General features: G+C 71.3%; 13 protein-coding genes. 3 read left to right on the forward strand and 10 right to left on the reverse strand.

What is annotated here, in order from left to right; translation table 11 throughout:
- Positions 1–21 precede the first annotated feature (21 nt).
- The 3 genes from ACP4IX_RS21680 to ACP4IX_RS21690 all read right to left on the reverse strand — a co-directional run bounded on the left by ACP4IX_RS21680 (position 22) and on the right by ACP4IX_RS21690 (position 2,716).
- The gene (locus ACP4IX_RS21680; RefSeq protein WP_426522133.1) at positions 22–1,026 is read right to left on the reverse strand and encodes an EamA family transporter; all 1,005 of its coding nucleotides are present in this window, start codon (positions 1,024–1,026) and stop codon (positions 22–24) included.
- 96 nt (positions 1,027–1,122) lie between these two features.
- The gene (locus tag ACP4IX_RS21685; RefSeq protein ID WP_426556417.1) at positions 1,123–1,662 is read right to left on the reverse strand and encodes a Clp protease N-terminal domain-containing protein; all 540 of its coding nucleotides are present in this window, start codon (positions 1,660–1,662) and stop codon (positions 1,123–1,125) included.
- Between the two features lie 394 nt (positions 1,663–2,056).
- Entirely contained in the window at positions 2,057–2,716 is a 660-nt protein-coding gene (locus ACP4IX_RS21690; RefSeq protein WP_426556418.1) for a PadR family transcriptional regulator, read from the reverse strand.
- A 220-nt stretch (positions 2,717–2,936) separates the two neighbouring features.
- Between ACP4IX_RS21690 and ACP4IX_RS21695 the strand changes: the two genes are divergently transcribed.
- Complete coding sequence (locus ACP4IX_RS21695; protein WP_426556419.1) at positions 2,937–3,746, forward strand: PhzF family phenazine biosynthesis protein; 810 nt, start codon at positions 2,937–2,939, stop codon at positions 3,744–3,746.
- Between the two features lie 49 nt (positions 3,747–3,795).
- On the opposite strand, the gene ACP4IX_RS21700 is transcribed toward ACP4IX_RS21695, so the two are convergent.
- Together ACP4IX_RS21700 and ACP4IX_RS21705 are read right to left on the reverse strand one after the other, a co-directional pair.
- Positions 3,796–4,746, reverse strand: a complete 951-nt coding sequence (locus ACP4IX_RS21700; protein WP_426556420.1) for a CPBP family intramembrane glutamic endopeptidase — start codon at positions 4,744–4,746, stop codon at positions 3,796–3,798.
- A 90-nt stretch (positions 4,747–4,836) separates the two neighbouring features.
- Positions 4,837–6,354, reverse strand: a complete 1,518-nt coding sequence (locus tag ACP4IX_RS21705; protein ID WP_426522128.1) for a glutamate--cysteine ligase — start codon at positions 6,352–6,354, stop codon at positions 4,837–4,839.
- A gap of 551 nt (positions 6,355–6,905) precedes the next feature.
- Here ACP4IX_RS21705 and ACP4IX_RS21710 point away from each other — a divergent pair.
- Together ACP4IX_RS21710 and ACP4IX_RS21715 are read left to right on the forward strand one after the other, a co-directional pair.
- Positions 6,906–7,490, forward strand: a complete 585-nt coding sequence (locus ACP4IX_RS21710) for a hypothetical protein (RefSeq protein WP_426522127.1) — start codon at positions 6,906–6,908, stop codon at positions 7,488–7,490.
- A 270-nt stretch (positions 7,491–7,760) separates the two neighbouring features.
- Positions 7,761–7,964 (forward strand): DUF5999 family protein, encoded by a 204-nt coding sequence (locus ACP4IX_RS21715; protein WP_107477630.1) that lies wholly within the window; start codon positions 7,761–7,763, stop codon positions 7,962–7,964.
- Between the two features lie 372 nt (positions 7,965–8,336).
- Here the strand turns inward: ACP4IX_RS21715 and ACP4IX_RS21720 are convergent, their stop codons facing one another.
- The 5 genes from ACP4IX_RS21720 to ACP4IX_RS21740 all read right to left on the reverse strand — a co-directional run bounded on the left by ACP4IX_RS21720 (position 8,337) and on the right by ACP4IX_RS21740 (position 13,170).
- Positions 8,337–9,005: a potassium-transporting ATPase subunit C gene (locus ACP4IX_RS21720; protein ID WP_426522126.1), complete on the reverse strand. Its 669-nt coding sequence runs from the start codon at positions 9,003–9,005 to the stop codon at positions 8,337–8,339.
- Positions 9,006–9,010: 5 nt separating this feature from the next.
- Entirely contained in the window at positions 9,011–11,101 is a 2,091-nt protein-coding gene (gene kdpB / locus ACP4IX_RS21725) for a potassium-transporting ATPase subunit KdpB (RefSeq protein WP_426556421.1), read from the reverse strand.
- Positions 11,102–11,238: 137 nt separating this feature from the next.
- Entirely contained in the window at positions 11,239–12,900 is a 1,662-nt protein-coding gene (kdpA, locus tag ACP4IX_RS21730) for a potassium-transporting ATPase subunit KdpA (RefSeq protein ID WP_426556422.1), read from the reverse strand.
- A gap of 7 nt (positions 12,901–12,907) precedes the next feature.
- Entirely contained in the window at positions 12,908–12,997 is a 90-nt protein-coding gene (kdpF, locus tag ACP4IX_RS21735; protein WP_361808272.1) for a K(+)-transporting ATPase subunit F, read from the reverse strand.
- Positions 12,994–13,170 (reverse strand): hypothetical protein, encoded by a 177-nt coding sequence (locus tag ACP4IX_RS21740; protein WP_426556423.1) that lies wholly within the window; start codon positions 13,168–13,170, stop codon positions 12,994–12,996. The genes kdpF and ACP4IX_RS21740 overlap by 4 nt, the downstream gene beginning before the upstream one ends.
- Positions 13,171–13,238: the final 68 nt, after the last annotated feature.

A 13,238-nucleotide genomic window follows, 5' to 3' on the forward strand; every position in this document is an offset into this window, starting at 1 on the left:
TCGGAATGCATGATCAGCACTTTAGGCCGCCGTTTCCCGGCTGGACAACTCCCTTTCCCCTCCGCCGCCCGCCACGGGGTCCGGGGAGCCCTTCGCGGGCGTCGACGACTGGGCGATGAAGGCGCCCACCAGGACCACGACGCCGCCGATGATCTGCGGGGGCGACAGGTGCTCGCCGAGCAGCACCCAGGCCAGGACGGTCGCGATGACCGCTTCGAGGCACGCCACGACGCCCGCGACCTGCGGTGAGAGGCGGCGCACGGCGACGATGCCGGTGACGTAGGCGAGGACCGTGGCGATGAGCACGATCCAGGCCAGCAGCAGGGCGGCGGCGACGGGTGTGCCGTCCATCGGGACGGCGTGGGTGAGGAGGGACCAGTCCATCGACCAGGGGCGGGCCACCACGGTGAGCACGGCGGCCCCGACGAGCAGGCCGTAGGCGATGACGCCGAGCGGGTCGGGCGCCTCGTCACCGGCGTCACTGCCCTGGTCGGACAGGACGAAGTAGCCGACCTGGCAACAGGCCGCGCCGAGCGCGAGCAGCAGTCCGACGGCGTCGAAGCGCAGCCCCGACCAGACCTCCACCACGCAGGCGAGCCCGCCGACCGCGAGGACCACGCCGAGCGCCGCGGCCCGCGTCACGGGCCGTCGTTGCACGAACCGCACCCAGCCGAGGACGAGGGCGGGTGCCAGGTACTCGACGAGCAGTGCGACGCCCACGGGGATACGGGAGATGGCGGCGAAGTAGCAGGCCTGCACACCGGCCACGGCGAGCAGGCCGAACCCGGCGAGCAGACCGGGCCGGCGGCGCAGCAGGGCGCGGTGGCGCACGGCGAGCGGCAGCATCACCAGGGCCGCGCCGGCCACGCGCAGCCAGACCACGTGGAGCGGGTCGAGTCCCGCCTCGATCAGCGGCTTCGCCGCGACCCCGGACCCTCCGAAGGCGACCGCGGACGCGAGCGCCAGGCCGAGCCCGGCGCCCTTTCCGCGGCTGCCGCGAGCGCTGTCAGACGTATGCACCGGCACATGATGACAGGGGACGACATGACCGTCACCTCCAATGACCCCTGTCTCGCCGACTGGACACGGCCGGGGCACGACCGAGGGCGGGCCGGGGCGGGCTCAGGCCGTCGCCTCGAAGTGGTCGTCCACCCGGGCGAGTACGGCCTGTGGCTCGACGGCGGCACGGGCGAGCACCTCGACGGCACGCGCCCGCGGGTCGGCGACGAGCGCGGCGAGCAGGTCGACGCCGCAGGCACCGGCCGCCCCGCGCCGTTCGGCGCGTGCGCAGGCGGCTTCCACGGCCGCGGCGGCCAGCGGCGAGAACCCCGCGGCACCGGTCACCACGGGTACGGCGCCGGAGTCCTCGACGGCGGCCTGCCAGCGCAGGCCGTAGCCGATGCTGCGCTGCACGAGGTAGCCGAGGAGCCGGGCGACCCGCGGCCCCTCACCGAGGACGGTACGCGCCTCGGGGTCGTACTCCAGGAGGGAGTGCAGCAGGTGGGCCGTGTCGATCTGCCGGTCTCCGTCCCGCACGGCTCTGCGACGGGCCCCGGAGACCACCGGCGCCAGTTCCGCGCTGAACCGGGCATCGGCGTCGGTGCCGTCCGGGCGCCGGCCGCGCTGCTCGCCGGCCGACTGCCGGGGGATAGGGGATTGCACACCCCTAGCTCATCAGTCCCTCGAGACCGGGTCATCCCCGAAGGGGAGCATTTCGGCATCCCGCCCAGAGGCTACCCACCCGGCCGGAATCTCCTCCTTACGGATGAGATCAAGCCCTTTCGCCCTCCCGGGCGGGCGCCGTCTTGCCGCACTCAGACTCAGTACGTGCACGGTGGACGCGACGCCCCGGAGGAGGAGCCGCCCGCCGCCCTGCGCGGGGAGGGGCGGCACGACCACGACGAGAGCCCCCGCCCGCGCGCGTGGTTCCCGCCCGGGTGTTCGGCTGGGATCGCTTCGACGCAGCGGTGACAAGACGGGCCGGCCGAGCACGCCCGCACGCGACGGTGCCCCGCGGATCGCTCCGCGGGGCACCTGCCCACTCCGCCCCTCCGGGTCAGTCCTCGTCGGCGAGGATCAGGTACAGCTTCTTGCGGGCGTCGCCGATGACGGCGAGCGCCTTCTCCCGCTGTTCCTTGCTGCCGGTCTTCCAGACCTGGCCGAAGGCCTCCATCAGTCCGAAGCCGGCCTGCCGGATGTCGTTCAGGGCCTCCCAGTCGACGCCCCGCGAGGCCTCTTCCCAGGGCGCCTCCGGACCCTCCTCGGCGGCGGTGCGGCCCGCCTCGGTGAGCGCGAAGAGCTTCTTGCCGCCCTCACTCTCGCTGGCGATCAGCCCCTCGTCCTCCAGCAGTTGGAGCGTGGGGTACACCGAACCGGGGCTGGGCTTCCACGCCCCGCCACTGCGCTCGGCGATCTCCTGGATCATCTCGTAGCCGTGCATCGGCCGGTCCTTCAGGAGGGCCAGGATCGACGCCCGTACGTCGCCGCGCCGCGCCCTTCCCCGCGGACCGCCGCGCCCCCGGCCGCCCCAGGGCCCTCCGTGACCGAAGCCCGGGCCGAAGGGGCCGCCGCCGTGACCGCCGCCGGGGCCACCCGGCCCGAAGGGACCGAAGGCCGCACGCCGGCCGTCGAAGCCGCCGTGACCGAAGGGGCCGCCTCCTCCGCGGCCGTGTCCGCCGTGTCCGCCGTGTCCACGCTCGTATCCGTGGCTGCGCATCGCCATCACTCCATCCAGTCGTTGATCGATCACGATGCTTCAACGATATATCGGAAGACATCGGCTGACAAGCCACCGGCGAACGTCTCACTCCGGGTCGACGGTCCGTCCCGGCGAACCGGGCCCCGCACGCACCGCACCTGCTCCCCGTCACAAAACCGGTCCAGTACTCGCGCATTGGCCTTGGTCCGCGGTTCCGCCAAGCGGCTAGCGTCGGAGCATGCGCATCCGAATCGTCGACGCCTTCACCGACCGGCCCTTCGCCGGCAATCCCGCCGGGGTCCTGCTCCTCGACGCCTTCCCGGACGACGACCGGCTCCAGCGGATCGCCCTGGAGGTCAACCACGCCGAGACCGCGTTCGCCCACCGCCTGCCCGAGGGCGGCGAGGCCGACTGGGCGCTGCGCTGGTTCACGCCGGCCACGGAGGTCGCGATGTGCGGCCACGCCACGCTCGCCACCGCCCACGTCATGCACACCACCGGCGCCCACGAAGGTCCGGTGCGGTTCGCCACCCGCAGTGGCGTCCTCGTCGCGACGCCCCGCGAGGACGGCTCGATCACCCTGGACTTCCCGACCGCGCCGCTCACCCGGGTCGAGCCGCCCGCGGGCGTCGCCGAGGCCCTGGGCGCCGAACCCCTCGCCGTCCTCGACACCGGCCCGGACGTGGGGGACCTGCTGATCGAGGTCTCCGACGAGAAGACGGTCCACGGCCTGACGCCGGACCACAGGGCGCTGGCGGCCCACTCCGCGCGCGGCGTCATCGCCACCGCCCGTGCGGAGGACCCCGCGCGTGGCTACGACTACGTCTCCCGCTGCTTCTTCCCGAACGTCGGCATCGACGAGGACCCGGTCACCGGCAGCGCCCACACGGCCCTCGCGCCGTACTGGTCCGAACGCCTCGGCCGCCCCGGCCTCACCGGGCTGCAGGCATCGCCCCGCTCCGGCCGCGTCCGCACGGAACTGCGCGGTGAACGCACACTGCTGAGCGGGCACGCGGTGACGGTGATCGACGGAGAGCTGCTGGCCTGACCCCGCGGAGGGGGCGTGGGCGAGAGGCGCCTGTGCCGCCCGCTCCCCTTCACGCCGTCGGCAGCCAGTCCACCTTCCCGGCCAGCAGCGCGTAGCCGACGAAGGCCCCGATGTCGAGCAGCGAGTGCGCCACCACCAGCGGACCCACGCGTCCCCACCGGCGGTAGAGGTACACGAACACCACGCCCATCACCATGTTGCCGATGAAGCCGCCGATGCCCTGGTAGAGGTGGTACGACCCCCGCAGCACCGAGCTGGCCGCCAGTGACGCGCCGGGACTCCAGCCGAGCTGGTCGAGCCGGCGCAGCAGGTAGCCGACGACGATGACCTCCTCCAGGACCGAGTTCTGCACCGCCGACAGAATCAGCACGGGGTGCTTCCACCACACGTCGGGCAGTGCCTCGGGCACCACGGTGAGGTTGAAGCCGAACCCCCGGGCGGCCAGGTAGAAGGCGATACCGGTACTGCCGATGACCGCGGCGACGGCGGCCCCGCGGCCCAGGTCCGGCCACGGACGGCCGCGGTCGAAGCCGAGTGTGCGCAGGCTCCGCCCCTCCCGCAGCAGGAAGTGCGCGACGAGGGCGACCGGGACGAGTGCCGTGGTGATCCCGAAGAGCTGCCACGCCAGGTCCAGCCAGGGACGGCCCGGGGCCGCGGAGGCGTTGAGGGTGGCCGCCTGGTCCTTGAGTCCGCCGGGGCGGGTGACCGAGCCGACGAAGCTGATGAGGGCGGACACCCCGCTGGCGCCGAGCGACAGCGCCAGGACGAGCAGCGTCTCGTCACGCAGGGTCCGTCGCGAGAGCCGCTCCCGAGGAACCGGTTCCCCACGCCCCGTCCTCTCCCGAGCCGGACTCTCCTCACCGACCGGCTTCTCGCCACGAACCGGCCTCTCGCCACGAACCGGCCTCTCGCCACGAACCGGCTTCTCGTCACCGACCGGCTTGTCGCCGCGAACTGGCTTCTGAGGGAACGAATCGTCCACCGGGCCCGCCTCCGCCATGCACACCTGCCTCCAGCTGGGACGTCACAGCTTGCCCGATCGGTATGAGGCGGCGCGCGGCGGGGGCGGGCCCGGCGGGCGTGGCGGGGCTCAGCCCAGCCGCGCCGGCTCCGGCAGACCCACCGGCCACAGGTGCACGGGATGGCCCTCGCGCATGAGCTCGACGTAGCGGCGGGTCGTGGCGGCCAGCGCGGCCTCCCGGGACAGGCCGGCCTCCAGTGCCCGGTGGAAGGTGGCCGCCTGCCAGGACGCGCCGTTGACCCGGCGCCGGCACCGCTCCTCGATCACGCCGAGGTACAGGTCCCGGTCGGCGGGCTCGACGCCCCACGCGTCCAGCCCGGCCTCGGCGAGCGGCAGCAGCTCGTCGCGTACGAGGACGGCGGCGTCGACCTCGGTGGTACCGCCCAGCCGGCCGCGCCGGGGCCACTCGAAGCGGGCGTCGATGCCGTGGCGGCACGCGGCCTCGAAGTTGGCGGCGGCGGCCTCGAACGGCAGCCGGGTCCACACCGGCCGGGGCTCCTCGGCGAGCGCGCGGACGACGCCGTAGTAGAAGGCCGCGTTGGCCATGACGTCGGTGACGGTGGGGCCGGCGGGCAGGACGCGGTTCTCCACGCGCAGGTGCGGGGAGCCGTCGGCGATGTCGTAGACGGGGCGGTTCCAGCGGTAGACGGTGCCGTTGTGCAGGACGAGTTCGGAGAGCGAGGGCACGCCACCGGCGTCCAGGACCTCCAGCGGGTCCTCGTCGTCGCAGATCGGCAGGAGGGCCGGGAAGTAGCGCCGGTTCTCCTCGAACAGGTCGTACGCCGAGGTCACCCACCGCTCACCGAACCAGGTGCGCGGTCGGACACCCTGGGCCTGGAGCTCGGGCGGGCGGGTGTCGGTGGACTGCTGGAACAGCGGGGGACGGGACTCGCGCCACAGCTCGCGGCCGAACAGGAAGGGCGCGTTGGCGCCGACGGCGATCTGTGCGGCGGTGACCGCCTGGGCCGCGTTCCACACATCGGCGAAACGGTCCGGGGTGACCTGGAGATGCAGCTGCACCGAGGTACAGGCCGCCTCGGGAGCGATGGACTTCGAGGTACAGGTCAGGCGCTCGACCCCCTCGATCTCAAGGGTGAAGTCCTCGCCGCGGGCGGCCACGATCTGCTCGTTGAGCAGGGCATAGCGATCGACGTCGGAGAGATTGGAGGAGACCAGGTCGTCCCGGTCCAGTGTGGGCAGAATTCCGATCATCGCGATGCTGGCGTCGACCTCGCCGGCCTTTCGGTCCGCATATGCCAGTGCCGTGCGGATCTCCTCGGCGAGGCGGTCGAATACCCGGCCGCCCAGTCGATGTGGAGCAATGTTGACTTCCAGGTTGAACATGGCGAGTTCTGTTTGGAAGTCGCGGCTCGCGATGCGTTCGAGGACTTGCGCATTCAACATTTTCGGCATCCCGTCGGCACCGACGAGATTCAATTCGATCTCCAGCCCCATCAGGTTCTTCGGGCGATCGAACCGCTTCTCCGCCAGAAGCCGCTCCAGGCCCGTCAGGCACCGCTGGAGCTTCTCGCGGTAGCGCTGGCGATCGGACAGGTCGAACTGACCTGCCACGACCTTCTCCCCCATGGAAGAGTCCCTTCTAGAAGCGGCGCGTCGAAGATCCGGCCGCCGGTGGCCGGTCAGGTGGGATGATGCCCAGCCGATGCGATCGATAACGCCTCCGGACCGGCCCGGCACCCGCTACTCTGTGCCGAGGTGACCAGTGGCACATTCACCGGGCATGGCACGTCGATCAGTCCCCTGCCCGGTAACTCGTGAAAAACGCCGACGACAATGGGCCGACCCCTCGGTGAACATTCCCCGAGGTCATCGTCGTACACCCGGTCCGAAATACGGAGGATTCCCGCATATCGACGACCGAATGCAACCTTGTACTGGTTGCCGGAATCGGCTAGTCGAAACACAGTCTGAACACATGTCGTATAAACTCCGCGGACAAGGCAGACGACCGGCGCCCACGGTCGACGGATCCTGCCGCCGAGTTGACGCGCGGCAGGCCTCACCCCCTTCTCGGTTCTCGGACCCGGCCCCTGCCTCCCCAGCCCCGTGAGCTGACAGCGTCGTCCGCCCCGCTCCGCCCTCGCGCCACCGTGCCTTCGAATGAGAGGCGACCCATCATGCCCCTGCACGTCCCCCCGGCTCCCGCGCCCGCCCTGCGCTCCGTCCTCACCGCTCTCTCCTCTCCCACCGCGGTCCGCGAGGCCCGGACTCCCTCCCTGCTCGGCGCCCAGGGACCCGCCACGCCCGAACTACCGCTGCCCGTGCACGTCCTGGACCGGATCACGGCGGAGGGCGTGACGGCGACGCGACTGACCGGATGGCGGTTCCTCATCCGCTGCGGCGACCGGGCGGTGGCGGCGGCGGAGACCATGCTGACCCCCGACGGCTGGGCGTTCTCACACTTCTTCGAGGGCCCCTACGTCGCCTCCACCGAGCGCGCGCTGCGGCAGGCCGAATCGGTCCCCCAGGCCTACCAGCCACGTCTGCTGTCGGTCCCCGGGCTGTACATGCTCACGCTGTGGCTGCACGGCGACTGCACCGCGGACGCCGCCGTCGGACACCCCGCGGCCACCGACCTGCTGGTACCACTGGCACCGGCCCCTCCCGGCATCGCGGCCCACCGGCCGCACCGGGTCTCCGAACTGCTGCCCGTACTCACCCACCGGGTGACGCCGACCCGGCTGCTTCGCTCCCCCGCCTGACCCGCCCCGCCCGCCCGCGCGGACTAGCCTCATCCGGCCACGCCGAACCACCCGAAATGACAGTGCAGTTGAGATGAACCGTCCGCGCGGGTGATGCGTCATCAACCTGTGAGAAGCGGTACTGCGAAATACCTGCGGATCGACGCCCGTGGGGCAACACTGGGTCAGCACCGACCAAGACAACGGGGGGCGGCCATGAACGACGCTTCACGCCGCAAGACAGCCAAGACAGCGAACGCGCCCGCAACAACAGACCGAGAGACCCCACTCATGTGTCAGCACCAGCCACCGTGCCCCTCAGCCGACTCCGCCGACCGGGAATCCGCCCGCCTCGTGGCGCACCACCCGGAACAGGGCTGGAGCCTGCTGTGCAACGGTGTGGTCCTCTTCGAGGACACCGGCGAGCTCCTGCCGGACGGCCGGGCCATCGCCCCGCACCGCCCCGTCGGAGCGGGCCTGACGACCGCCGCCTGAGCACAGGCCGGGCGGCGTGTCACCACTGCGCCCGGTGAACCACGGGGCCGGCCCGCAGACACCTCTGCGACCGGCCCCGACGCGTGTCCGGCGCCGGTCACTCCCCGCGGCTCACCGTGCCTCACGGTCATGGCCCGGCACGGAACTCGTGTCCGCTCGAGCACGGCGCCGCCCGCTGCGGCGCCCCTGACGCGGCGGTCGCGGCCGTAGGGCACACGGGCGTGCGGACAACTCGACAGGCACGCGGACATACCGAGGCATGCGCGTACGGCGGCCGTGCCGCGCGGTACGGGAGCCGGCGGCACCCGGAACGTCCCCGTGCCGTCGGCTCCCGCCCGCCCGTACCGCGCCGTACGGTGCGGGCGGTCCCGCTCAGCTCTTCTTCATGAGCCCCTCGAGGGCGATGTTCAGTTCGAGGACGTTCACCCGCGGCTCGCCGATGAAGCCGAGGGTGCGGCCCTCGGTGTGCCGGTCGACGAGCCCCCGTACCTCCGCGACGGGCAGGCCGTTCTCCCGGGCGACCCGGGCAACCTGCAGGCCGGCGTAGCGCGGGGAGATGTGCGGGTCCAGCCCCGAACCGGAGGAGGTCACCGCGTCGGCGGGGACGTCCGACCGCTCGACGGTGTGACCGGGCACCGAGTTGTCCTTGATGACGGCGGCCTGCGCCGCCCTCACCTGCGCGACGAGTTCCGGGTTGTCGGCGGCCAGGTTGGTGGCGCCGGACAGGATGAGCCGGTACCCGGTGTTGACGGTGTTCTCCCCCAGTCCGTTGGCGGGGCGGCCCTGGAACCACTTCAGGTCCGGTTCCGGGGTCTCCTGACCCGGCTTCAGCGGCAGGTGGTACGCCTGCCCGATCAGCGAGGAGCCCACGACGCGGCCGTCCGCCGAGACCTGCGAGCCGTTCGCCTTGTCGTGGAACAGGGCCTGGGCGACGCCCGTGACCACCAGGGGGTAGAGGACGCCGGTCACCAGGGTCAGCACGAGGAGGGCGCGCAGGCCGGCCCCGAGCAGCCGGGCGGTGTTCGATACCGAGTTGTTCATGGCGGTCAACCGATTCCGGGGATGAGGGACAGGAGCACGTCGATGATCTTTATGCCGATGAAGGGGGAGATCAGCCCTCCGATTCCGTAGACCGCGAGGTTGCGCCGGAGCATCCGGTCCGCGCCCATCGGCCTGTACCGCACGCCGCGCAGGGCGAGCGGCACCAGCGCCACGATGATCAGTGCGTTGAAGACGACCGCCGACAGGATCGCGGAGTCCGGCGAGGACAGGCGCATGATGTTGAGCTTGTCCAGGCCGGGGTAGACCGCCGCGAACAGCGCCGGGATGATCGCGAAGTACTTGGCGACGTCGTTGGCGATGGAGAACGTGGTGAGCGCGCCCCGGGTGATGAGGAGCTGCTTGCCGATCTCGACGATCTCGATGAGCTTGGTCGGGTCGGAGTCGAGGTCGACCATGTTGCCGGCCTCCTTGGCGGCCGACGTGCCGGTGTTCATCGCCACCCCGACATCGGCCTGCGCGAGCGCGGGCGCGTCGTTGGTGCCGTCGCCGGTCATCGCGACGAGCTTGCCGCCCGCCTGCTCACGCTTGATCAGGGCCATCTTGTCCTCGGGCGTGGCCTCCGCGAGGAAGTCGTCGACACCCGCCTCGTCGGCGATCGCCCTGGCCGTCAGCGGGTTGTCGCCCGTGATCATGACGGTCTTGATGCCCATGCGCCGCAGCTCCTCGAACCGCTCCCGCATGCCCTGCTTGACGACATCCTTCAGATGGATCACCCCGAGGACGCGGGCACCGTCGCCGTCCTCCACGGCGACCAGCAGGGGAGTACCGCCCGCCGCGGAGATGCCGTCGGCCAGCCGCTCCGTCTCCTCGGCGACCTCGCCGCCGCACTCGCGCACCCAGGCCATCACCGACCCGGCCGCGCCCTTGCGGATCCTCCGGCCGTCGACGTCGACGCCGGACATGCGGGTCTGTGCGGTGAACGTGATCCATTCGGCGCCGGTCAGCTCGCCCTGATGCCGCTCACGCAGCCCGTACCTCTCCTTGGCGAGGACGACGACCGAACGGCCCTCGGGCGTCTCGTCGGCCAGCGAGGAGAGCTGCGCGGCGTCCGCGACCTGGGCCTGCGTCGTGCCGCGCACCGGCACGAACTCCGCCGCCCGCCGGTTGCCCAGCGTGATCGTGCCGGTCTTGTCCAGCAGCAGCGTGGAGACGTCCCCGGCTGCCTCGACGGCGCGGCCCGACACGGCCAGGACGTTGCGCTGGACCAGGCGGTCCATGCCCGCGATGCCGATCGCGGAGAGCAGGGCGCCGATGGTGGTCGGGATCAGGCAGACCAGCAGTGCCACCAGCACGACCAGCGTCAGCCGTGTGCCCGCGTAGTCGGCGAAGGGCGTCAGCGTGGCGCAGGCCAGCAGGAAGACGATGGTCAGCGAGACCAGCAGGACGTTCAGCGCGATCTCGTTCGGCGTCTTCTGCCGTGCCGCGCCCTCGACCAGGTGGATCATCCGGTCGATGAAGGTCTCGCCCGGCTTGGTGGTGATCCGCACGACGACGCGGTCGGAGAGGACCTTCGTCCCGCCGGTCACGGCACTGCGGTCGCCGCCCGACTCCCGGATGACGGGCGCCGACTCGCCGGTGATGGCCGACTCGTCGACCGAGGCGACGCCTTCGACGACGTCGCCGTCCCCGGGGATGACGTCACCGGCCTCGCACACCACCAGGTCGCCGACGCGCAACTCGGTGCCGGGAACGGTACTCCCGTCGACCCGGCGGGCGACCGTGTCGGTCCTGGCCTTGCGGAGCGTGTCCGCCTGCGCCTTGCCACGGCCTTCGGCGACGGCCTCCGCCAGGTTGGCGAAGAACACGGTCAGCCAGAGCCAGGCGCTGACGGTCCACCCGAACCAGTCCCCCGGGTCCGTGAAGGAGAAGACGGTGGTCAGCACGGAGCCGATCCACACCACGAACATCACGGGCGACTTGACCACCGCCCGCGGATCGAGCTTGCGGAACGCCTCGGGCAGCGAGGCGACCAGTTGCGCGGGCGTGAAGAGCCCGGCGCCGGCCCGGCCCTCGGCGGACGCCCGGCCGGTGGGTAGGTCGCTGTGCGGCGCCCGGTTCCCGGTGGCTGTGGACATGGAGTCCTCGTGCTTCCGTATACGGGCCTCTTGGCTCCGGGCCTCTTGGCTCCGGGCCTCTTGGCTGTGGGTCTTTGGGCTGCGGTTCTTCGGGCTGTGGGTCTTCTGGCCCCGAGCCCTCTGCACGGAACGGGTCATCACGCCAGCCCTTCGGCCAGCGGCCCCAGGGCCAGCGCCGGGAAGTAGGTGAGACCGGCGATGATCAGGATCGCGCCGACCAGCAGGCCGGTGAACAACGGCTTCTCGGTGCGCAGGGTGCCCGCGGTGGCCGGCACCGGCTGCTGCCCGGCCAGCGAGCCCGCCAGGGCCAGGACGAACACCATGGGGAGGAAGCGGCCGAGCAGCATCGCGAGCCCGGTCGTGGTGTTGAACCAGTCGGTGTTCGCGTTCAGGCCGGCGAAGGCCGAGCCGTTGTTGTTCGCGGCGGAGGTGAAGGCGTACAGGACCTCGGAGAAGCCGTGGGCGCCGGGGTTGAGCATCGAGTCCGGCGGGGTCGGCAGGGCCATCGACAGCGAGGTGAACACCAGCACCAGCGCCGGAGTGATCAGGATGTGGACGGCCGCCAGCTTGATCTCGCGGGGGCCGATCTTCTTACCGAGGTACTCGGGCGTTCGCCCGACCATGAGCCCTGCGATGAAGACCGCGATGACCGCCATGACCAGCATGCCGTAGAGCCCGGATCCGACACCGCCGGGCGCGATCTCGCCCAGCATCATGCCCAGCATCGTGATGCCGCCGCCGAACCCGGTGTACGACGAGTGGAAGGAGTCGACGGCGCCGGTGGAGGTGAGCGTGGTGGTCACCGCGAAGATCGACGAGCCGCCGACCCCGAAGCGCAGTTCCTTGCCCTCCATGGCGCCGCCGGCGATCTGCAGCGCGCCCTCGTGGTGGGCGAACTCGGTCCACATCATCAGGGCGACGAAGCCGGCCCAGATGGCGGCCATGGTCGCGAGAATCGCGTAGCCCTGGCGCGCCGAGCCGACCATGACGCCGAAGGTCCGGGTCAGGGAGACCGGGATGAGCAGGATCAGGAAGATCTCGAACAGGTTCGTGAACGGCGTCGGGTTCTCGAACGGGTGCGCACTGTTGGCGTTGAAGTAGCCACCGCCGTTGGTGCCCAGTTCCTTGATGACCTCCTGCGAGGCGACGGCGCCGCCGTTCCACTGCTGCGGGCCGCCCATGAACTGACCGACCTCGTGGATACCGGAGAAGTTCTGGATCACCCCGCAGGCGACCAGCACGAGCGCGCCGACGACGGCGAGCGGCACCAGCACCCGCGTGACCCCGCGCACCAGGTCCGACCAGAAGTTGCCCAGCTCCCCGGTGCGGGCGCGCGCGAAGCCCCGGACGAGGGCGACGGCGACCGCCATGCCGACGGCCGCGGAGACGAAGTTCTGCACGGCCAGGCCGGCGGTCTGCACGACATGGCCCATCGTCTGCTCGCCGTAGTACGACTGCCAGTTGGTGTTGGCCACGAAGGACGCGGCGGTGTTGAAGGCCTGCGCCGGCTCCACGGAGTCGAAGCCGAGCGAGCCCGGCAGGACGCCCTGGACGCGCTGGAGCAGGTAGAGGAAGAGGACGCCGGCGAACGAGAAGGCGAGCACGCCGCGCAGATACGCGGTCCAGCCCATCTCCGTCTCCGGATCGGCACCGATGCCCTTGTAGATCCACTTCTCGACCCGCAGGTGCCGGGGAGAGGAGTAGACCCGGGCCATGTAGGTGCCCAGGGGCGCGTGCGCGATCGCCAGCGCGCCGATGAGGGCCGGCACTTGGAGCACGCCGGCGGTGACGGGACCCATGTGACTCTCAGAACCTCTCCGGGAAGATCAGGGCGAGGACGAGATAGCCCAGCAGGGCGACGGCCACGAGCAGGCCGACGACGTTCTCGGCGGTCACAGCTTCGTCACCCCCTTGGCGGCGAGAGCCACCAGCGCGAAGACCGCGATCGTGGTGACGACGAAGGCCGGATCGGCCATCGTGAGCTCCTGGAGTGAGGTTCGGATGTGACTAGGACGCTCCGAGCAAAACCCCTCGTCCGACCGGATACGACCACCGTTGACGGGTCCCATACGGTGCTCTGTGCCGCTTTGACAGATCTCTTACGGCGTCCCGGGCGGGGCAGCGGAGTGCCGAGTCC

It is taken from the genome of Streptomyces sp. WG5 (assembly GCF_049974565.1).
Lineage (GTDB): Bacteria > Actinomycetota > Actinomycetes > Streptomycetales > Streptomycetaceae > Streptomyces.